Origin of the sequence: Paenibacillus sp. IHB B 3415, assembly GCF_000802655.2 — a bacterium.
Classification (GTDB): Bacteria; Bacillota; Bacilli; order Paenibacillales; family Paenibacillaceae; genus Paenibacillus_AQ; species Paenibacillus_AQ phytohabitans.
In genome coordinates this window covers 14,152-33,272 of sequence record NZ_JUEI01000051.1, presented here as the reverse complement: position 1 = coordinate 33,272, position 19,121 = coordinate 14,152, and the positions used below count along the sequence as shown (strand labels likewise).

Below are 19,121 nucleotides of genomic sequence, written 5' to 3'. Positions count from 1 at the left end.
GATCCTGCAGTTAGTGGGATAAACAATAGATAAGAATGGCCTGCTGCAGATAGATCAGGCTTTTCTTGAATCCGAATCCGGCAAAATAAGGTGAAGCAATCGCATCTTCACTTACTTCCTCATTGCGGAAGAAGGGAGGGCAAGGATTTAAGAGAGCCTCCGGTTTGGCACATCTCATCCGCTCAAGGGTAATTTGATAGGCGCCAAGATACTCCTGGGTCAGGCATGTCACTGGCAAAGAATCGGTAAGAATAACGTCGCTCTCCGGCAGAATGCTGTCCAGACTGGTGTGATACTTATAGTTAGGGGTATCTGTTCCCATCTCTTTTCCAGCCGTGCATACATGATTGAAAGAGAGGTTCAGGGCCTTGGCGGCTTCCATCCAGCTTCTGGATATATTTCCTGCCGGACCTACAAAGGTGTAGGTCAGTTCCCGGTAGTTATCTCTGATAGAGCGCAGGGCGTACAGGTCAGCCAGAATCTCACAGGGTGATTGTGCGCTGTCATGGCATTAATTACTGGAATCGAGGCGTGCGCCGACAGCTCTTCGAGCTTGGACAACTCGGGATATCTGGCGATAATTCCGTCACCCCAGTTCTCCAGATAGCGGATCATATCGCCGGGGGATTCCTTCTTGTCCAGTGCCTCCGGAGGAAAGGTGATATAGGCTCCGCCGAGGTCCCTGATGCCTTTCTCGAAGCTGATCCGGGTCCGCAGACTGGTATCGGGGAAGAACAGAATCATCGTTTTGCCTGCAAGTAAAGGCTCCGGACTTCTGTAACGAAGCTGATCGGTTAATTCAAATATTTCAAGGATCTGCTCAGCGGTGAGCTGGCTTATATCCAGAAAATGCATTGTGGTATCCCTCCTTGGCACAGGTATGTAACTGTATAAATATACAATAGCGCGGAAGGATATACAAACCAATATTTGCTAAAAAAGTTACTGGTTTTGTATCAGCCGGATATGCCAATAGCAATGGCCGGAGATAGGTCAGGGTCAAGCAGCCTCATCAGCTGAAGCAGATTAGACTCCGACATGGCAATGCAGCCGGCAGTAGGCTTGCCAGCGGCTCTCCAGATATGCAGGAAGATAGCGCTGCCTTTGCCGGACACAACCGGATCATCGTTGTATTTCAGAATGATAGCGTATTTATATAGGGGCTGCTGGAGCCGCTCGTAAGACCGCCAGCGCTGATCCGGATTGCCGGCATAATTGACCCATTGATTGTACTGGCTGGAGAACGGATCATCGACCCAGTAATCCCCGGCAGTCGTTCTTGTATAGGAGATTTGCAGACCGCCGGGATCCGCTGCTGAGCCGAAGCCAGAGCCAAGGCGGTAGATGCCGGAGGGGGTCCGCCCGTCGCCTTCCTTGGTTTTGCCGATGCCCTTGCTGCCCAAGGTGACGGGAATTCCAGAGAGGACCGGTTGCCATTGCCCGCCAATGTTCTGCTGAAGCGACAGCTGGCCGGTCTGGGAATGAATAGACCTGGCTTCGACGACAACTATCTGACGGCTATGCATAAATTCCGCTTTGTAAGGCCAGGATGCTGAGAAGCCGGCTGCAGAGGACCGGGGAGACCAGGTGACGCAGCTTAAGAGCAGGAAGAAGAGAGACAATAACCAGATGGCAGGTTGTACAGAAGTCCGCGGTTTCATGTTATGGCAACGCATAGCTCAGCCCCCTTTGTCTTCTTATTACCTCTGGAGCGCTGAGGGGAATCGGCAGGATAATGGAATGTTTTATAGAATAATTATGTATCGAAGAGCAGTCTGTACAAATAACTCATGACAGTATTGACTATCACTTGAAAAAATGACCTTGGATAACATTCTTGATTATTTGCCTCTTGGTTGGCTGTTCCATCCCGGTGCTCCATAAGTTAATAATCACAAGAATCCAGCAGTTTTGGTGTATGACGGCGAAGAGGTTTGTTTAAAAGTGAATAACTCCCCAAACAGTTGTTGGATACGCTTGAGACGAGTTTCAACAAAACACATTCATTATGAAACTTCTTGGGGATTTTCCATTAATTGCAGGACTTAATGATTTTCAAACGAATGAAAGTTGTAGAGCGATTCTTAGTATTTCCTCAATCTGTTCTCACGGCTTTGACCAAGCGCTCGATAAACTGAATGGGGAGGAGGGTATCCCGGGGATTCTTGGAGAAAGCCGAGTTTACGACAATTACTAGATCAAGGTCGGGTACGAGGGTCAAATATTGGCCGGCATAACCCATACCGAAAATGGCCTTGTGTCCGCTGTACTGATTCATCCACCAATGGTAGCCATAATTACCAAAATTCGCATTTCCCTCCGAATGCGGAGAGGTCGATTCCTGGATCCATGCCTCCGATACAATGCGTTTACCATTCCATATGCCATGGTTAAGCACCAATTGGCCAATCTTCGCCAGATCCCTTGGCTTCATCCTCAGTCCGAAACCACCTGAATTCGAATCGTCCGGTGAACTAGGCCACTCTACGCTATTAATGTCGAGAGGCCCCAACAGATGCTCCTTCGCAAAATCGAGTTCGGATTTTCCAGTCGTTTTTCTGATAATCGCCGCCAGCAATTGGGAACCGCCCGTATTATAATTCCAAATAATACCTGGAGCATCATTCATTGATTGACTAAGTATAAATTGGTTCCAGTCCTTGGTCTCCGTCATAGGTTTGAGCATATAGTTCCACTCAGTCCATTCCGGGAAATGCAAGCCACTTGTCATACTGAGCAGATGCTCCATGGTAATGGATTTCTTAGCTGATGAATCGAACGAATCATTATATTCGGGAAAAAATGCCTCGATCGGCTCATTAATTCCTTTCAGATAGCCTTTATCGATAGCTATTCCGATTAAGAGCGAAGTCACGCTCTTAGTGATGGAGTTTACAGCCAGCATAGAATCCGGCATGCCATCCTTGTAATACTCGGAGACGATTGTGCCGTCTCTAACAACAAGCATGGAAAGAACCGCCGATTCCTTAGCAAGTTGCATCACTGCCTCGATTTCCTTGGAATCCATCTCAACCTGCTCTGGAGTGCCGATCGGCCACTCCCCATTAGGCAAGCTAATCACCTTGGAGCTGTTGAGGGATGGCACAGAGGTTGAGGACTTTTCGGAAGAGCAAGCGGAAGTGGCAAGGATCAGACAAACTGCCCCAGCCACCAAGGCCAGCTTAGCAAAGCTGAATAATTTGTTCATAGAGTAACACACCCCTTAAATTTATAAGTCGAACTCCCTTATGGTAGTGTAATGGGCGCGTATCGTCTTCCAATTTCTTGCTAACGAATTAACAATTCTTGCTATAATAAAAAATAAGACTGAATCTATGAATAGGAAAAAGGAAAGGACGGAAACGGATAGTGGCAGAAAAAGCCTTGGAATTGGAATACCGGTACCGGATCAACCATGTCGTCAACTACATGGAAGAGCATCTTACGGAGCCATTAACCCTTGAAGAAGTATCGGACGTGAGTGCCTACTCACCCTATCACTTTCATCGGGTGTTTAAAACGGTGATGGATGAGAACGTGCACGGATTTATCCAGCGGATCCGCATTGAGAAGGCAATTAAGCTGTTATTGTTTCATCCAGGTAGAAGCATAACTGATATCGCCTTGGATTGTGGTCTGCAAACTCAGGCCCACTTTTGCAGAGTATTCCGCAAGCATACCGGGCTGAGCGCTTCTGAATACCGGGACAGATTTCGTCTGCGGACGATCGCAGAACGGTTTAGGGCTAAAGTCACCTTGGAAAAGTCCACCGAACTGTCCTGCAAGCTGGCAGAGCTCCCGATCGAGATTCGGAGCCTTGCTCCGATGAATACGATCTATGCCCGATATAGGGGGACTATCAATGAAGGAAGGATTAATTCGGATATTACAGGGCTCTTTGAGCATGTAGCCTCGTGGTTGGTCGCGAGAGAAGCGTTGAATAAAGACAGCTTAACTGTCGGACTCATCTTAGACGACCCTTACATCACGCCGGACGGCAGACACAGGTACGATGCTTGTATTACAACGGAGCACCGGATGACACCGACTGGCGATCTGGGCGTCCGGACGATTCCCGGAGGCAAGTACGCCCTTGTGCAGTTGAAAGACAGACCGGATACGGTGAGAGATCTGCTCCACTTAGTCTCCACCGAGTGGCTTCCTCTAAGCCCGTATGTATGGGATGTCTCGAGACCAGCCCTGGAAATTTTCTTCCCCAACTCGCTTGACCATACGGCAGGACAGTGGGAAATGGAATTTGGCATCCCTGTTAAACTAAATGAAGCCGGCTTCTGAGGTATCACGTACTGACGGTATTCCGTTGTGGCGGTAACACCTGCCTATTACTCCAGCTGTTTCGGGCAGGAAGTGATTATAGTCTAGCGCTGAAGAGCGCCGGTACCGTTTAGTTACTCAGGTTCCTGGTATTTCAAGCGCGGTTTCCATTTCTTGCTGTGGGTGCAACAGTATGCAGTTTTGGGGTATAGACATGTCCTATCTTGGGGGACAAATGCTTACAGGATTAGAATTTATATATAGTTCGCTAAACGTTATCTATGGAAACAGCGACAGTCAAGGACGCTATTTTCTGTCCTTAGCTGTCGCTATTTTGATTTCGTAGCTCAGTCCAATCCTTTATTTTAAGCTGACAACAGTAGTGCTATAACCCCAGCGTACTGCCTTTTTCCAGCCGCCGGATCTGCTGTTCCCCGTTATCCGCCAGTTCCCGGAACTGGTTGATTGTCTCCCGCATCTTGGGGAGGGCTTCCTGCTTGTAGGTGCTGATAGAATCAAGCGCAGACAGGACATCCGTGAACGCCTGCTTCAAGGTGTCAGCGGAAATACTGGTTTCGAGCGATTGCTTGTGAATGGCCGCGCCTTGGTCCTTCAACATTTTGGAGGTGCCGCTGATCAGGTTGTTGGTGGTCTGGTTCAGCAGCTCGATCTTTTTGAGCACGATCTTCTGATTGTATAAGGCACTTGCGACCGTAACCGAGATTTTGAGCGCAGATACCGTAACATTCCGTGCTCTGTCCACACCGCGGATCAGCTCTTTGTTGTTGCGTATTACGACTTCAATGGCCATGATCCCCTGCTGATTGACCACCAGCATCTGCTGCAGATCCATTACCCGCTGACGGAGTGGGAACAGGACTTCTTCGGTGATGAACCGGATTTTACCCTCATCTTCACTGCGCTGCTTAGCCGCCTCAATCTGTGTCTCGATCTCCTGATCCATCAGGATACCGAGCTGAATTTCCTTTTTCAGCCGTTTAGTCAGCTCCCGCAGAGTCTGCTGCTCAATCTCTAAGGTGGTATTGTCATTTTTCAGCACGCTTTTGCCTTTATCCAGAGACAGAATGATATCGGAGATGACACTATCCGCCTTCTGGTATTTGGCGAAGTAATTACGCAGGGGATGGAAGAACTTGCCCAGGAAGCCGTTTTTGGCGAAATCAACTGCACTTGGGTCCAGATCCTTCAGCTGCAGCTGCAGCTCTGTTAATCCCTTGGCGATCTGGCCGCCTTCATCACCGGTCTTGGAGAGATTACCTACAGATACCTGCAGGAGCGAATTCTTCTCTGAAGAGGAGCGCATGGTGCCCATCCCGAAGCTGTCAATCGAATGCAGCACTGATTTGCGTTTCTCCAGTGAATCGAAATCCAGTGCAAGAATATTGGTTACATTATTGACCGCCTGTTCCTTCAGCTGCGTAACTTCCTCCGGCTCCGGCTGAACCTGCTCTTCGACGGCCTCTTTCAGCTTCTCAGGGCTGGGAATTTCCATTGAGAATGACATGGGAACCCTCCTTCGGGAATATGGGACTTACATTTGCACATTGAGTAGATTGCCGATTTTGTAGACCACATCTTCAGTATCTGCATTGATATTAGCCGCCTCGTTGATGCTTGAAATGCTCTCCAGCGCCTTGATGTTGGCGTTATATCCAATTGTATATACGGGGATTTTGTAGCTCTCAATCAATCCTCTGATCTCATCCAATGAATGTCCTTCATTCGTTTCCCCGTCGCTAAGCACGAAGATCAGCGGTTTCATCTCCGGATGCAGCGCGAGCTCCTCCTTCAGCATCTTCATGGCCACGACCATTCCGTCAAAAGTAGCCGTCCCCCCGGCAGCCTGCAGGCTATTGATCGCCCCAACGAACATGGACTGCTGATTGGTGTCGTATTTGCCGATCGGCAGATTAATCGTTACATCACTGGAGTAGGAGACAAACCCGATGCTGTTGTCCTTGCCCAGAAACTTCTGGCCCTTCAGCAGCGATTCCTTGAGCCGGTTCAGCGGTTCGCCGGCCATGCTGCCCGATACATCAGCTACGAATACTGCGGCAATCGGTTTGCTGCCGTCTTTTTTCTCCTTCCATAGCTTCTGGGCTGAGGAGAGGAGGGAGCCGTCCACCGGAGCCAGCTCGGACTTGTAATCATTCAGACCGTTAAAGCCTCTGTCCGAGGCTGCTGTCTGGTTTTTGTCCTGCACGGCAAATTCGGCGAACTTGCGGATGATCCCCAGCTTCTCTTTTGGCAAATCACCCAGTGCATAGAGCGGACTGTCATGCCTTACCCCGAAGGGGGTAAACACATACCCGCTTGTCAGATCCGCCGCATTGACATACGTCTGATATTCCAGCACAAAGGCATCCAGCATGCCCGACTTCGCCGCGTCCCGCATCTGCAGGGTAGTGGAGGCAATGAAAGGCACATTCGCCTGGAACTTCTCAAACCCTTGAACCGCCTTGTCCCCCAGCAGATCCATACTGTCGAACGTGCCTAGTGCAGTCACGAGAAAATTCAATCCCGTTGAGCTGGCAAAAGGATCTGTATAGCCCATCGCCAGCTCATTGGCTGCAATGGCATCGGTGATCGTCTTCACATTAATCGAGCCGTATTTGCCGACCAGCTGATCATATTTCTGCTTGCTCATGACCACCCCGGCCACATTGCCGGCCAGCCGCTCAGATACAAGTTCCGCAGAGACGCCGCTTGCCTTGACCATTTCACCCCATAGCTCATTGGACGGAGTGTAGGCGTCAGGCACATATTTGCCGGAGCGGATATAATCTGCGGCTGTGCCTGACGCAATATTACGGATGCTGACCGAGACGGGCTTGCCGTCCACGAGGATACCCGCAGCGTTGAAGTCATTGGCCACTTCATTCAGCCAACCGTCATTGCCGGTGCCGGATTTCTCGGTCGAGGAGAAAATTTCGGCATAGCTGTCCGTTGTGCTGTTTACAGAAAGCGGGAATTTGGAGATATCGGGCAATGAATCGCCGACTGCTGCCGGATCAAGATCAATTTGCCCTTTTACAGGTGCGGTACTGCTCACGTTAATATCTTTATAGATCCTGTTCAGCCTCTTATCAGCATCTTCTGCAGAGATCTCTGTCTTGGATTTACCCAAGTTCGCGGTCAGGCTGATTCCGAAGTAGACAAGCGCAAAGACGGACAGGGCAATGAGGCCCAGAACGATGAATGTTTTGCTTTTCCTGGCCATAATCATCTTCCTTTCAATACTGATTCACTATTGATAGAGTTTCGTCTGCCCGATCAGGGCGGTCAGCTCCTGCATGCAGGGCATTTCCAGAGCGGCGTCATAATCAGCACTTCCGAGCTGGGAGATCTCCAGCAGTAGCAGGTCCAGCTTCAGCAGAATCTCTTCATTTGCTGCTAGACAGCCCTTGACATGGGTGAAATATTCGTTGAACAAGGCGTTCTTCTTCTGGATGAATGTACTTGTGAATCTGCCGGAGTTGATTTTGCCCGTGAATTGCGAGAACTCGGCGGCATCGAATACGCTTAGCTTGTTCAAGATACTGCGGATATTCAGGTATAGGAGCTTTTCAACGTCTTGAATCACCGTGTGGAACTTCCGGAAACTGAGCTCTGTCCGCTCGAAACGCCCGGCAAGAATATTCAGCAGCGTCATCTTCTTTTTATCCATCCGCTCTAGCTGATCCAGGGCCAAGGCGACATCCTCTTTCAGTACCCTCACATTACGGTAGCGGTTAAGTTCAGCTGTATAGTCTTCCCGTGTATCGAGAGAGGGGACAGCGGGAACAATTGCCCGTTTGAAGAGCAGGGTATAACTCCCGTAGAGCACAATCAGCAGGCTGACAACCAGCAAGGTTACCCCTGTTGCAGTTTCAAGAGCGCTGGACCCGCCTATGGCTACTCCCAGCAGTCCTGGCGATAATACGGCAATGTTCAGAGCGACGACTCCGGCAATTACGCCCAGCAGCTTAACAGGTCCGGAACTATTCAGGATTAACACCCCCTCCAAGAGTATATTTAGCTACTGCTCCTTTTGATTCGTAAATGGAGAGAAATACTGTGCAGGGTCTGTTAATAATGGGGGACGATATGCATTTATGAACTATCAGTCATGAACAAGGAAGCTTAACTTCTAGACATTCCGGTCTACAAGTTATAAACTGAACTCAATTGAGTCTACAACTTGTAGACCGAAAGGGCTGAATAACTTGAGGAAAACTGCATTAACCGAAATGGAGTCCGAATTTGCAGAACTGATCTGGAGCCATGAGCCGGTTCCTTCAGGAGATCTGGTGAAGCTGTGCGAGACTGAACTGAACTGGAAGAAATCAACAACGTACACGATGCTTAAGCGTCTGGAGAGCAAGGGCATATTTGCGAACCGGAATGGCATAGTCATGGCCATTGTGAATAAAGATGATTTCTACGCCGAACAGAGCAAGCAGTTTGTGGAGGAGACCTTCGAGGGCTCCTTACCCAGATTTCTGGCTGCGTTTACCCGGAGCCGTAAGCTCAGCGAGAGTGAAGTGGATGCTTTTGTGAAGCTTATTAAGGAGCATAAGGAGGATTAGCCGCGGATTTATCTCCCCCCCCGGTCTGCATGATCAGGAGCGGGCTTACATCATCAAGCATGAGCAGGTGCATATCCGCAGGTTTGACCCTATCATCAAGCCGGTAGCTTATGCTGTACTCTGCATCCACTGGTTCAATCCGCTGGTCTGGCTGGCCTTCTTCCTGATGAGCGAGGATATGGAGAAATCCTGTGATGAGAGTGTAATCCGGCAGCTGGGCAGCGGAATCAAGCAGGATTATTCGTTCTCGCTGTTAGCTTTGTCAACCGGGAGACGTTTTACCTACGGATCGCCGCTTGCTTTTGGAGAGAGCGGTACGAAAGGGCGTATCCGCAATATTTTACATTACCGCAAACCTGCATTCTGGGTGGCCCTGCTCTGTATTGTAGGAATCACCGCTGTCAGCGTGGGGCTGCTTGGCAACCCCAGACAGCAGGCAGAAATGACAGAAAGGGATTACGCACAACAATACATTGAAGCGAATATTGCCTCCTATCAAAGAGCGGTGCCGGATCTTCGGTTTGTGGGTAGTACCCTCACTAAATTTGCGAAACTCGGTGAATTCGACCACCTGCTGGATACGCCTGTGCAGCTTTGGGCTTTGGAATACAGGCTTAAGCCGGATAATGCAGACAAATTAATGCAGCTGGGAAATATAAATATAGAAGACGGCATGCTTACCGAAGACGGGAGTATGGGCAAGCCGATACTTGTATTCTCCTATCAGGATTCTATACCGGAGTATCTGGGGGAGATCAGGAGCGGGGAGAACGACATGTCCCGGCCAGCCGGTCAGGAGATAGCTCTCCGCAAGTTCTTCGAAGGGAAAGGCATGCTTCCGCATGAGACGTTCAGCGGCAATCATATCCTGGTCAAATTTATTTTGACCACTGGTGAGACCAGCCAGCTGTTATTATCCCAGCCGGTGAAGCAGGGAGAGCAAGGAATCTGGACCGTCGAACGCTGGATGGATACGCGCGGCAATGAGTATTACGAAACACCGGAGACGGAAGAGACTCTGGCTGCATACTATGCCGGCCTGCAGGCGGGAGCTGATGCGGGGACGGAACAGGCATGGCTTGACCCGCTTCAGGTGGCGGTTCAATATATCAGAACTGAACTGGGACAGCCGGTATCCAGAGACAATCTTGTAGTAGATTATGAGGCAACTGCCGCAGATTTTGCAATTGCACCTGTGAGCAGCTTCCTTGGTTACGTTACAGGTCTTGCCATGGACAGCGACACATTGAATTTGGATCAGGTGGAGTGGCTTACCCTTGAAGACTCTGACCGGTTTGCCGCCCTGGGTATCTCGGAGGAGGATCTGCCGGGAGGATTCTATATCCTCAACAAATATAAGATTAACGATCTCTACGCAGTCACGGCGGAAACGGAGTATAAGCTGATAGACCGTGAGAATCCCGGCTCGCTTCAAAGCGTCAGCAAAGCGGAGTTTATTGCGTATTATGAGCAGTTTACCGGCTTCGCCCCTCCTTGTATGATTACGGTAAGCAATAACACGGTTAATGCCGTCACAGAGGTTTATGTTCCGTAACTCCACAAATTTTAAGAATTAAGGGTTGACGCCAGCTCACTTGACGTGTAACATATGAACAGTCGTCAACCCGATAATTACATATTGTTCTCGTATAACCTCGCAGCCATCAGGTACATCAGGGCGAGGGTTTCTACAGGAAGCCTACTCTTCCTAACTACGATGATAAGGACTTTGTTACACAGGTCCCTATCCCGGAGTTAGGATTATTTGCGTGTTGCGGCCGACACAACAGAGATTCAGGAGGCATAATTGAAATGAAAGATATGAAATACTTAATCTCCGTGCTCATAGGCGCTATGAGCTACGGCATTTTATCCACAATCGTCGTATTAGCATACGGAGAAGGCTATAAGCTGGGTGAAGTCGTTGGTACGCAGCTGCTGACCGGCTGCATTCTCGCCTGGCTGCTGGCCTTATATACCAAGGTTAGAGAGAACCGCAAACAGCGCAGCCGTACCAATACTGCAGCCGCGGCTGCTGTCAGCCAGGCACCGGCCATGAAGCTGGCCTGGAAGCACAGAATGCTGCTAATGCTCGCCGGCGCGCCCACAGTGGTTACCGGTCTGCTGTACTACGAGTCCCTCCGGTATATTCCGGCGTCGCTCGCCATTATTCTCCTGTTCCAGTTCACCTGGATCAGCGTGCTGATCCAGGCCGTAAGCAAACGTCAGCGCCCGGATAAAATCACTGTGCTGACCTTGATCCTGCTCTTCGGGGGAACGCTGCTGGCAGCCGGGATTCTGAATCAGGGAGCTGCCGAATTTAATGCACTCGGGCTTATGCTCGGGCTGTTATCTGCGGTAAGCTACTCCATGTTTATTATCTTCAGCGGCAAAGCCGTTCCGGCTGCGCATCCTGCCTACCGGAGCGCCTGGATGGTTACCGGCGGCCTGCTGCTGCTGTTCATCCTGTTCCCGCCATACTTCCTGTTTAACGGTTTGCTGTGGAGTCAGCTGCTATTGTTCGGCTTCCTGCTGGGATTGTTCGGCGCCTTTATCCCGCCAGTCCTGTTCGCCATCGGTGTCCCGCATATCGGGGGAGGTATGGCTGGTATTCTAGGCGCCGCTGAACTGCCGGTTGCCGTGCTACTGTCCTCGTTCGTACTGCATGAGCATGTGAGCGGCCTGCAGTGGACCGGAGTGATTCTGGTGCTGATCGGAGTCGTACTTCCGGAGCTGTATAAGCTGCGTTGGAGAAATTCCCGGTCGGTCACTTCATCATCCGTTTAAGTTCTTACTCAACAGTAACATGAAGCAGAGGATTAATTTCCGTAGTACCCGGAAATCAATCCTCTGCTTATTTGCATACGCAGAATGTTCCGGTCATCAGGGCGGAATAACGTTTTTTGAAAGCGTAAACATTTTTGTTGCCAAAAGTGAAATAGAGTGCTATTCTGAATTTGGGATTGTTACTGAAAAGGCAAAACCCAAAACATGGTCACGTGTTTTGGGTTTTGCCTTTCTTTATGTTAAGGCCTGCGGGACGCCGCGGGAATCCTTGATTAATCCGTCTACATAAAACCCAAAACATGGTCACGTGTTTTGGGTTTTGCCTTTCTTTATGTTAAGGCCTGCGGGACGCCGCGGGAATCCTTGATTAATCCGTCTACATCCTGTATTGATGAATGAAATTCGGGATAAAGGAGGGCAGAGGGTTGATTATCGAAAAAATTTTCAATAACAATGCCATTATTGCCAAGGATTCAGGCAAAGATGAATTGGTGGTCATGGGACGCGGTATCGGATTCAAGAAGAACGCCGGCGATCCGGTGGATGTATCTCTGATTGAGAAGACGTTTGTACTGAAGCAGAATGATGCTTCGGAGAAATTCAAAGCATTAATGGCAGATGCGCCCGCCGAATATGTAGCCTTAAGCCACGATATTATCGAATATGCCAAGCAATCCCTGAAGGTGCGCTTAAGCGATTATATCTATGTTACATTAACGGATCATTTGACCCATGCACTAAGGCTCTGGGACCAGGGGATCCGTAATACCAATCCGCTTATCTGGGAGATACAGCGCTGTTATCCCAAGGAATATGGTATCGCACTTCAAGCCTTACAGATCATTGAGGATTATACCCGCATCCGCCTGCCGGATGATGAAGCCGGCAATATTGCCCTGCATCTGATCAATGCGCAAATGAACAGCTCCGGTCATAGAATTGCTGATGTCACCAGACAGACGCAACAGATCGATGACATTCTCAATATTGTCAAGTATTCATATAACAACGAGATTGATGAGAGTTCGGTCAGCTATGAACGGTTCATTACCCATCTGCGGTATTTTTTCCAGCGGTCACGTAAGAAGGAAGCGGTGGAGTCGGTTGATGATTTTCTGCTCAAGCAGGTACGGACCAAATACAAAAAGGCGCATAGCTGTGTACTCAAAATTGAGCAGTATCTGGACACCCGGCTTCTGGATGAGGAAAGGCTGTACTTGACGATTCACATTCAGCGGGTAACACAAAGACAAACTGAATAAAACCTTTGGATTGTTACTGGTCATGCAGGCGAAACCAAATCGGCAGAACATTGCCGTGTGGTTTCGTTTTTTGTTTTTTAATAGGGAATGGGAGGGTTTAGTGTGAAATATGATGCACTCGCTAATGAAATTATCAGGAATGTCGGCGGCAAAGAAAATGTTAACGGATTAACCCACTGTGTGACCCGTCTGCGCTTCAAACTTAAGAACGAAACACTGGCGAACACAGATGTGCTGAAAAATATGGATGGAATCGTTACAGTCATTCAGAGCGGCGGCCAATATCAGGTTGTCATCGGCAATCATGTATCTGAGGTCTATGCCCAGGTTATGGCTGCTGGCGGATTCCAGGAAGGCGGGTCAGAGGCAGCCACGGCCGGTAAAACAAGCTTGTTCAACAGGTTTATCGATATGATCTCGGGGGTATTCTCTCCGACGCTTGGTGTGCTGTGCGCAACAGGAATGATTAAGGGGTTCACTGCCCTGTTTGTGACGCTGGGACTGATTACGAATACTTCGGGTACCTACCAGATTCTTAATGCGCTCGGGGATTGCCTGTTCTATTTCTTCCCGATTTTCCTCGGGTATACGTCGGCGAAGAAGTTTGGCGCCAATATCTTTATCGGGATGGCAATTGGCGCAACGCTGGTGTATCCGGCCTTCGGCAATATAACAGCTGCCGGCGAGCCGCTGTATACCCTTTTTAGCGGAACGCTGTTTGAATCACCGGTGTACATTACGTTCATGGGTATCCCGGTCATCCTGATGTCGTATACCTCCAGCGTTATTCCGATCATCATCTCAACCTTTGTAGGCTCCAAGCTGGAAAGCTTCTTCAAGAAAGTGATTCCAAGTGTGGTGCGCACCTTCCTGGTTCCGTTCTTCACTCTGCTGATCATCGTTCCGCTGGCACTGATTGCGATTGGTCCAATCTCCACGTGGGCAGGACAACTGCTGGGAGAGGGAACCTTGTTCCTCTACAATCTCAGTCCAGTTATTGAAGGCTTGCTGGTTGGTGCGTTCTGGCAGGTATTCGTCATCTTCGGCCTGCATTGGGGGCTGGTGCCGATTGCGCTTAACAACATGGCTGTGCTGAAATATGATCCGATTCTGGCGGCTTCCTTCGGGGCTTCCTTTGCTCAGACCGGTGCGGTGCTGGCTATTCTGCTGCGGACCAAGAACGTCAAGCTTAAGTCATTGTCTATACCGGCCGTCATTTCAGGGATCTTCGGTGTTACCGAACCCGCTATTTACGGGATTACGCTGCCGCGCAAGAAGCCGTTTGTCTTAAGCTGTATCGCTGCAGCAGTCGGTGGCGGTATTGTCGGTCTGATGGGGACCAAGGGCTACATTCTGGGAGGACTGGGCATCTTCGGGATTCCAAGTTATATCAGTCCGGACGGTATGGATAAAGGCTTCTACGGTGCAATTGCGGCGATTGTAATCAGCTTCATTCTAGGTTTTATTCTGGTATTCTTCTCCGGATTTAAGGATGAAGAGGCTGCAGAGAGCAAGAGCACAGGCACCCCGCGCAATACGCTGGTGAAGCAGGAGACTGTGGGAAGTCCGCTGAAGGGCCAGGTCAGAGCACTGTCCGAGCTGACAGACGAAGCCTTCTCTACAGGAGCCATGGGCAAAGGAATTGCGATTGAGCCGCTGGAAGGCAAGGTATACTCACCGGTAGACGGGGTACTGACCACATTGTTCGCATCCGGGCATGCCATAGGGATCACCAGTGATAACGGGGTCGATATTCTGATTCATGTGGGCAAGGATACCGTCAAATTGAAGGGCAAATACTTCACTCCTAAGGCCAAGCAAGGTGATCTGGTCAAAAAAGGCCAGCTGCTGATGGAGTTTGATGTAGCGGCGATCAAAGAGGCTGGCTATACCCTGACCACCCCGGTCATTATTTCGAATTCCGCGGAGTATCTCGATGTGATTGAGACGGACCTGAAGAGCATTGATTACAGGGATAATCTGCTGACTGTCATGATCTGATCTGTTCAATGAAACCCCAAACGAGGAGGAATTATAATGAGCACAATGTACAAAAGTTTTCCGGAGGATTTCCTGTGGGGCGGCGCAACCGCTGCCAATCAGCTGGAGGGCGGATTCGATGCTGGAGGCAAGGGACTAAGCACTGCCGATGTGATTACTGCGGGAACGCATACGGTATCCAGAAGAATAACACCTGTTCTTGAAGCCGGTTCTAACTATCCTAGCCATGAGGCAGTGGATTTCTATCACCGCTACAAGGAGGATATCGCTTTGTTTGCCGAAATGGGCTTCAAAGTATTCCGCTTATCCATCGCCTGGTCACGGATTTTCCCGAATGGGGATGATGCGCAGCCGAATGAGGAGGGCCTTCAATTCTACGATCAGGTCTTTGCCGAACTCAAAAAGCATCAGATCGAACCGCTGGTGACGATCTCTCATTATGAAACCCCGTTTCATCTGGCTGAAGCCTATAACGGGTGGGCCGACCGCAGAACGGTTGACTTCTATGTCCGTTACTGTGAAGTGCTCTTCAACAGATACAAGGACAGTGTGAAATACTGGCTGACCTTCAATGAGATTAATATTCTGACGATGCCGTTCGGAACATTCATGGCAGGAGCGATTATGCCGCAGGGCAATGCAGAGCTCGGTACTTCCGCAATCGGCGACAATGAGCAAATGCGTTATCAGGCGTTGCATCACCAGTTCCTCGCAAGTGCCAAAGCCGTGAAGCTGGGGCATGAGATCAATGAGAAGTTCCAGATCGGCTGCATGATTGCCTACATGTGTTCTTACCCGCTGACCTGTAATCCGGAAGACGTTCTGCTGGCGCAGCAAAAGGATAATCTGAGCAATTTCCTCTGCTCGGATGTACAGGTCAGAGGCGCATATCCGGGCTTCGCCACAAGATATTTCAAGGAGAAAAATATTAAGCTCCAGCAGGAGGAGGATGACGAGCAGACGCTGCGGGAAGGCTGTGTAGATTTCTACACCTTCAGCTATTATTCATCCACCTGCGTGAGCGCAGCGCCGGATCAGGAGGCTATCGGCGGCAACCTGTCGATGGGGCTGAAGAATCCATATCTGCAGGCAAGCGCATGGGAATGGCAGATAGACCCGCAAGGGCTCAGATGGTCCTTGAACCATATTTACAACCGTTATGGCATTCCTATGATGGTAGTGGAGAATGGACTTGGCGCTGTAGATACCGTTGAAGCGGACGGTTCAATCCAAGACGGTTACCGGATCGATTATTTGCGGGAACATGTCAAGACCATGGGTGAAGCGCTGGAGGACGGGGTAGAGTTGATCGGCTACACTCCGTGGGGCTGCATTGATCTGGTCAGTGCAGGAACAGGCGAAATGAAGAAGCGCTACGGATTCATCTACGTCGACAAGGACAATGAAGGGAACGGCACACTGGCCAGATCCCGCAAAGACAGCTTTTACTGGTACAAGAATGTAATCGCCAGCAGCGGAACACAGCTGGATTAATCAGGCTATCAGCAATAAGTTCATAAGCATAGCAGCCAAACAGTGTTTCTGCACTGCTTGGCTGCTCTTTGCTTTTGTAACGAGCATGCTTGCACAAAATAAAGGATCGGACTCGGCCCATTCTTCATCAATACGATTATTATCGCCCTGATCGGGCTGCCTTCAGCTATTCCGGTGATTCAGTTCGGACTCCCAAGCAGCCAGTTCATGGCTTTTGGGACAGCTCCTTTTTGTTGTGTATGAGCTCTTCTGACCGGGCGGCAGAGGGAATATATTTCATCAGTCCTTGCTGCTGCATACGGCGATATAATTCAGGTCCTTGCCGGTTGTATTGAAGAAGGTATACATCTTCTTGAACTGGGCGCGGTTTTCTTTTTTGAGAGCATTCTTGAAAATACGCAGTGTACCGGGGACACCTTCATCACGGAGCATGCCTTTAACGCTCATCAGCGACATGGTGCCTGTAGCGTGTTCGACACTCTTGAATCCGGTGGAGTTGAAGAGTCCTTCCCACTCTGCCACAGGCAGCGGCTCTACATTAATATGAATTGTCCGGCGCAGCTCCGCCAGCTCCCCGGCCATGTTATTCTTCGCAAAAGTGATGTCATGCGTAAGCAGAACCCCGCCGGGCTTCAGCACACGGAAATATTCAGCAACAGCCTTCTGCTTCGCCGCCTGATTCAGCATGGTCAGCATCGCTTCGTTAATCACGACGTCGAAGCTGTTATCCTCAAAAGGCAGCTTCATCGCATTGGCCTGTCTGACCTGAATGTACCCCTCCAGATTGGCGTCTCTAATATTCTTCTCAGCCTTCTCAAGTGCTCTAGGGTCCATATCAATCCCGGTAATCTGGCACTTATACTCCCGCGCAAGCTGGATAGAGGTGGTACACATGTTGCAGGCCACTTCCAGCACCCGGCTGTCTTTGCTCAGCTTCGCATGCCGGATCAACCAGTTCGTAGCAGCGACACCGCCGGGACGCAGCCGCTTTTTGCCCAGTTTGGCCAGGAAATTATGCCCGACTTCCTTTTTCAACGTGTCTCAGCTCCTTCTTCTCCGGTTTGACCACAATCAGCAGCATTTGGAAGGCTTCGGTAGCATACAGCGCATGGGGAATATTAGCCGGCAAAATGATCGTTTCCCCTGCCAGCACAGTGTATGGCTTGTCTGCAATGGTGATTTGAGCCTCGCCCGACAGAATATTCACCATGGCATCGCCCGGGGAGGAATGGCCGCCAATCGACGAGCCTTTATCCAGGGAGATCAGTGTCATGGCGAGACTGGAGCGCTGGACCAGAGTCAGGCTGGATACCTGCTGCTCCTCCACTGTAATGATCTTCCGTAAATCCATAACTTCAGCTTGCGGCAATCTTTTAATATAGTGTTCTTGCTCCATACGATCTACCTCCAGGTTATATACTGATTTGCAGAAATTTGCAGCTGCTCTGCGCAGCGAATTCATGCCAGGTACCGGCTTGGACGATTACCGCTGCCCCGGCGGTTAATTGACAGGGCTGCTCTGCTATGAGCATGTCGAGCTCTCCCTCCAGTACGTGAATGAGCTTGGATCTGGGCGAGGTCTCCGAGCTGATGGTTTCATCCTTATCCATGCCATACAGTACCCATTCAGGTGCTTCAGCGGCTTTTGCGGAACCTTCTGCGAAATTCAGTGTTCTGCTTGATATCTGATAGGGCCGGATGCTAATCATGTCATTGAAATAAAATACTGTGCCTGCAGTCATTCCGCTCATGCCGTCCTCCTGTATATGTTGAATGATTCTTAACATTTGCTATAATGAGATAAGGTGAGAATCGTTCTCATTTATTGAATTGTAGCAGAGTTTGTACAATGACTCTGTTGCCATGGCAACAGGAGGCGGATAAATGTGCAGCAATATATGAACAAAATCCAAAGTACGGTCTTATTTAAAGGATTTATGATCGGCGAAGTGCAGCAGGCACTGGGCTGTCTTCAGGGTACAATCAAGGATTTCGCCAAGAAGGATGTCATCTTCAAGCAGGAGGAATATCTGGATTCGGCGGGCATTATTCTCCAGGGAAATGTATTGCTGTGCAAAGAGAATAGTGCGGGCATGCGGTTCATATTCTCGGAGCTTGAGAGCGGGGAGATTATCGGGGAGACCGCACTTCGTCTGGAGCAGGAGCCCAGCGGCTACGAAGCGGTTGCAGGCTCGGCGTGCCGCGTGCTGTTCATCAAGATTAACAAAATTGTACGTCCGGGCCAGGCGACCTGCCATTTGAGAAGCCGGATTATTGAGAATATGCTGACCTTGCTGCTGGAGAATAACCGGTCGATGTATCAGAAGCTCGATCTGGTCTCACACAAGTCACTGCGGGAACGGATTATCCACTACTTGAGCCTGCAGGCCCAAAAAAATAATTCGCCCGTCTTTGAAATTCCATTCAGCCGGAATGATCTGGCGGATTACCTGACTGTGGACCGGAGTGCCTTATCGAGAGAATTGCAGCGGATGGCACAGGATGGACTGATCCGGTTTACACGGAATCAGTTTGAATTGCTGAAGGCAGATTATGAGATGCAGCGGTAAAGAATCAGTGGTAAAAGAATCAGTGGTAAAAGCATGCTGACTCCTGTAAGTACAGATTGACAACCTGTACTTTTGAATATATTGTAGATACATTAAGTCTTTGATTGCGGCGGTTTACGCCCTGTCCAATTAACCGGAATAGT

Annotated in this window: 18 protein-coding genes and 1 riboswitch; of the genes, 8 read left to right on the top strand and 10 right to left on the bottom strand. The window is 49.7% G+C overall.

Going from position 1 to position 19,121, the window contains the following annotated elements:
- Positions 1-10: 10 nt before the first annotated feature.
- The 4 genes from QW71_RS41010 to QW71_RS21575 all read right to left on the bottom strand — a co-directional run bounded on the left by QW71_RS41010 (position 11) and on the right by QW71_RS21575 (position 3,208).
- The gene (locus QW71_RS41010; protein ID WP_235441521.1) at positions 11-382 is read right to left on the bottom strand and encodes a hypothetical protein; all 372 of its coding nucleotides are present in this window, start codon (positions 380-382) and stop codon (positions 11-13) included.
- A 44-nt stretch (positions 383-426) separates the two neighbouring features.
- Entirely contained in the window at positions 427-855 is a 429-nt protein-coding gene (locus tag QW71_RS41005) for a hypothetical protein (RefSeq protein WP_200905956.1), read from the bottom strand.
- Between the two features lie 101 nt (positions 856-956).
- Positions 957-1,676: a L,D-transpeptidase gene (locus QW71_RS21580; RefSeq protein ID WP_235441520.1), complete on the bottom strand. Its 720-nt coding sequence runs from the start codon at positions 1,674-1,676 to the stop codon at positions 957-959.
- Between the two features lie 419 nt (positions 1,677-2,095).
- Entirely contained in the window at positions 2,096-3,208 is a 1,113-nt protein-coding gene (locus QW71_RS21575) for a serine hydrolase (protein ID WP_052770125.1), read from the bottom strand.
- A gap of 161 nt (positions 3,209-3,369) precedes the next feature.
- Between QW71_RS21575 and QW71_RS21570 the strand changes: the two genes are divergently transcribed.
- The gene (locus QW71_RS21570) at positions 3,370-4,296 is read left to right on the top strand and encodes a GyrI-like domain-containing protein (RefSeq protein ID WP_052770124.1); all 927 of its coding nucleotides are present in this window, start codon (positions 3,370-3,372) and stop codon (positions 4,294-4,296) included.
- 364 nt (positions 4,297-4,660) lie between these two features.
- Here the strand turns inward: QW71_RS21570 and QW71_RS21565 are convergent, their stop codons facing one another.
- From QW71_RS21565 to QW71_RS21555, 3 genes are read right to left on the bottom strand one after another with little or no spacing between them, the layout of a single operon-like run.
- Positions 4,661-5,800, bottom strand: a complete 1,140-nt coding sequence (locus tag QW71_RS21565; protein ID WP_039303511.1) for a toxic anion resistance protein — start codon at positions 5,798-5,800, stop codon at positions 4,661-4,663.
- 27 nt (positions 5,801-5,827) lie between these two features.
- Positions 5,828-7,516, bottom strand: a complete 1,689-nt coding sequence (locus QW71_RS21560) for a VWA domain-containing protein (protein ID WP_039303508.1) — start codon at positions 7,514-7,516, stop codon at positions 5,828-5,830.
- 27 nt (positions 7,517-7,543) lie between these two features.
- Complete coding sequence (locus QW71_RS21555; RefSeq protein WP_235441519.1) at positions 7,544-8,293, bottom strand: hypothetical protein; 750 nt, start codon at positions 8,291-8,293, stop codon at positions 7,544-7,546.
- A gap of 208 nt (positions 8,294-8,501) precedes the next feature.
- On the opposite strand from QW71_RS21555, the gene QW71_RS21550 reads away from it, so the two are divergent.
- From QW71_RS21550 to QW71_RS21525, 6 genes are all read left to right on the top strand, one after another.
- Positions 8,502-8,864, top strand: coding sequence for a BlaI/MecI/CopY family transcriptional regulator (locus QW71_RS21550; RefSeq protein ID WP_039303505.1), 363 nt, complete (start codon positions 8,502-8,504; stop codon positions 8,862-8,864).
- Positions 8,851-10,419, top strand: coding sequence for a M56 family metallopeptidase (locus QW71_RS38150; RefSeq protein ID WP_083442659.1), 1,569 nt, complete (start codon positions 8,851-8,853; stop codon positions 10,417-10,419). Before QW71_RS21550 ends, QW71_RS38150 begins: the two co-directional genes overlap by 14 nt.
- A gap of 70 nt (positions 10,420-10,489) precedes the next feature.
- Positions 10,490-10,599: riboswitch (purine riboswitch) on the top strand.
- An 86-nt stretch (positions 10,600-10,685) separates the two neighbouring features.
- Positions 10,686-11,651 (top strand): EamA family transporter, encoded by a 966-nt coding sequence (locus QW71_RS21540; RefSeq protein WP_039303674.1) that lies wholly within the window; start codon positions 10,686-10,688, stop codon positions 11,649-11,651.
- Positions 11,652-12,076: 425 nt separating this feature from the next.
- Positions 12,077-12,913, top strand: coding sequence for a BglG family transcription antiterminator LicT (licT, locus tag QW71_RS21535; RefSeq protein WP_039303502.1), 837 nt, complete (start codon positions 12,077-12,079; stop codon positions 12,911-12,913).
- Positions 12,914-13,015: 102 nt separating this feature from the next.
- Positions 13,016-14,914: a beta-glucoside-specific PTS transporter subunit IIABC gene (locus tag QW71_RS21530; RefSeq protein ID WP_039303499.1), complete on the top strand. Its 1,899-nt coding sequence runs from the start codon at positions 13,016-13,018 to the stop codon at positions 14,912-14,914.
- A 45-nt stretch (positions 14,915-14,959) separates the two neighbouring features.
- The gene (locus tag QW71_RS21525; RefSeq protein ID WP_373604787.1) at positions 14,960-16,408 is read left to right on the top strand and encodes a 6-phospho-beta-glucosidase; all 1,449 of its coding nucleotides are present in this window, start codon (positions 14,960-14,962) and stop codon (positions 16,406-16,408) included.
- Positions 16,409-16,687: 279 nt separating this feature from the next.
- Here the strand turns inward: QW71_RS21525 and QW71_RS21520 are convergent, their stop codons facing one another.
- Genes QW71_RS21520 through QW71_RS37225 form a run of 3 tightly spaced genes read right to left on the bottom strand, consistent with a single transcriptional unit; the run spans position 16,688 to position 18,159 of the window.
- Entirely contained in the window at positions 16,688-17,443 is a 756-nt protein-coding gene (locus tag QW71_RS21520; protein WP_039303493.1) for a class I SAM-dependent methyltransferase, read from the bottom strand.
- Positions 17,421-17,804: a cupin domain-containing protein gene (locus QW71_RS21515; RefSeq protein ID WP_042136830.1), complete on the bottom strand. Its 384-nt coding sequence runs from the start codon at positions 17,802-17,804 to the stop codon at positions 17,421-17,423. The genes QW71_RS21520 and QW71_RS21515 overlap by 23 nt, the downstream gene beginning before the upstream one ends.
- Before the next feature lie 16 nt (positions 17,805-17,820).
- A complete protein-coding gene (locus tag QW71_RS37225; protein WP_047013904.1) occupies positions 17,821-18,159 on the bottom strand; it encodes a cupin domain-containing protein in 339 nt (112 codons plus the stop codon).
- 135 nt (positions 18,160-18,294) lie between these two features.
- Here QW71_RS37225 and QW71_RS21505 point away from each other — a divergent pair, with 135 nt between their 5' ends.
- Positions 18,295-18,978: a Crp/Fnr family transcriptional regulator gene (locus QW71_RS21505; protein WP_039303491.1), complete on the top strand. Its 684-nt coding sequence runs from the start codon at positions 18,295-18,297 to the stop codon at positions 18,976-18,978.
- Positions 18,979-19,121: the final 143 nt, after the last annotated feature.

Bases quoted from the DNA above. Each gene is read 5' to 3' on its own strand.
- QW71_RS21565 (WP_039303511.1), bottom strand. From the start codon at position 5,800: ATGTCATTCTCAATGGAAATTCCCAGCCCTGAGAAGCTGAAAGAGGCC.
- QW71_RS21560 (WP_039303508.1), bottom strand. From the start codon at position 7,516: ATGGCCAGGAAAAGCAAAACATTCATCGTTCTGGGCCTCATTGCCCTG.
- QW71_RS37225 (WP_047013904.1), bottom strand. From the start codon at position 18,159: ATGAGCGGAATGACTGCAGGCACAGTATTTTATTTCAATGACATGATT.
- QW71_RS41010 (WP_235441521.1), bottom strand. From the start codon at position 382: ATGGAAGCCGCCAAGGCCCTGAACCTCTCTTTCAATCATGTATGCACG.
- QW71_RS21515 (WP_042136830.1), bottom strand. From the start codon at position 17,804: ATGGAGCAAGAACACTATATTAAAAGATTGCCGCAAGCTGAAGTTATG.
- QW71_RS21575 (WP_052770125.1), bottom strand. From the start codon at position 3,208: ATGAACAAATTATTCAGCTTTGCTAAGCTGGCCTTGGTGGCTGGGGCA.
- QW71_RS41005 (WP_200905956.1), bottom strand. From the start codon at position 855: ATGCATTTTCTGGATATAAGCCAGCTCACCGCTGAGCAGATCCTTGAA.
- QW71_RS21580 (WP_235441520.1), bottom strand. From the start codon at position 1,676: ATGCGTTGCCATAACATGAAACCGCGGACTTCTGTACAACCTGCCATC.
- QW71_RS21525 (WP_373604787.1), top strand. From the start codon at position 14,960: ATGTACAAAAGTTTTCCGGAGGATTTCCTGTGGGGCGGCGCAACCGCT.
- QW71_RS21540 (WP_039303674.1), top strand. From the start codon at position 10,686: ATGAAATACTTAATCTCCGTGCTCATAGGCGCTATGAGCTACGGCATT.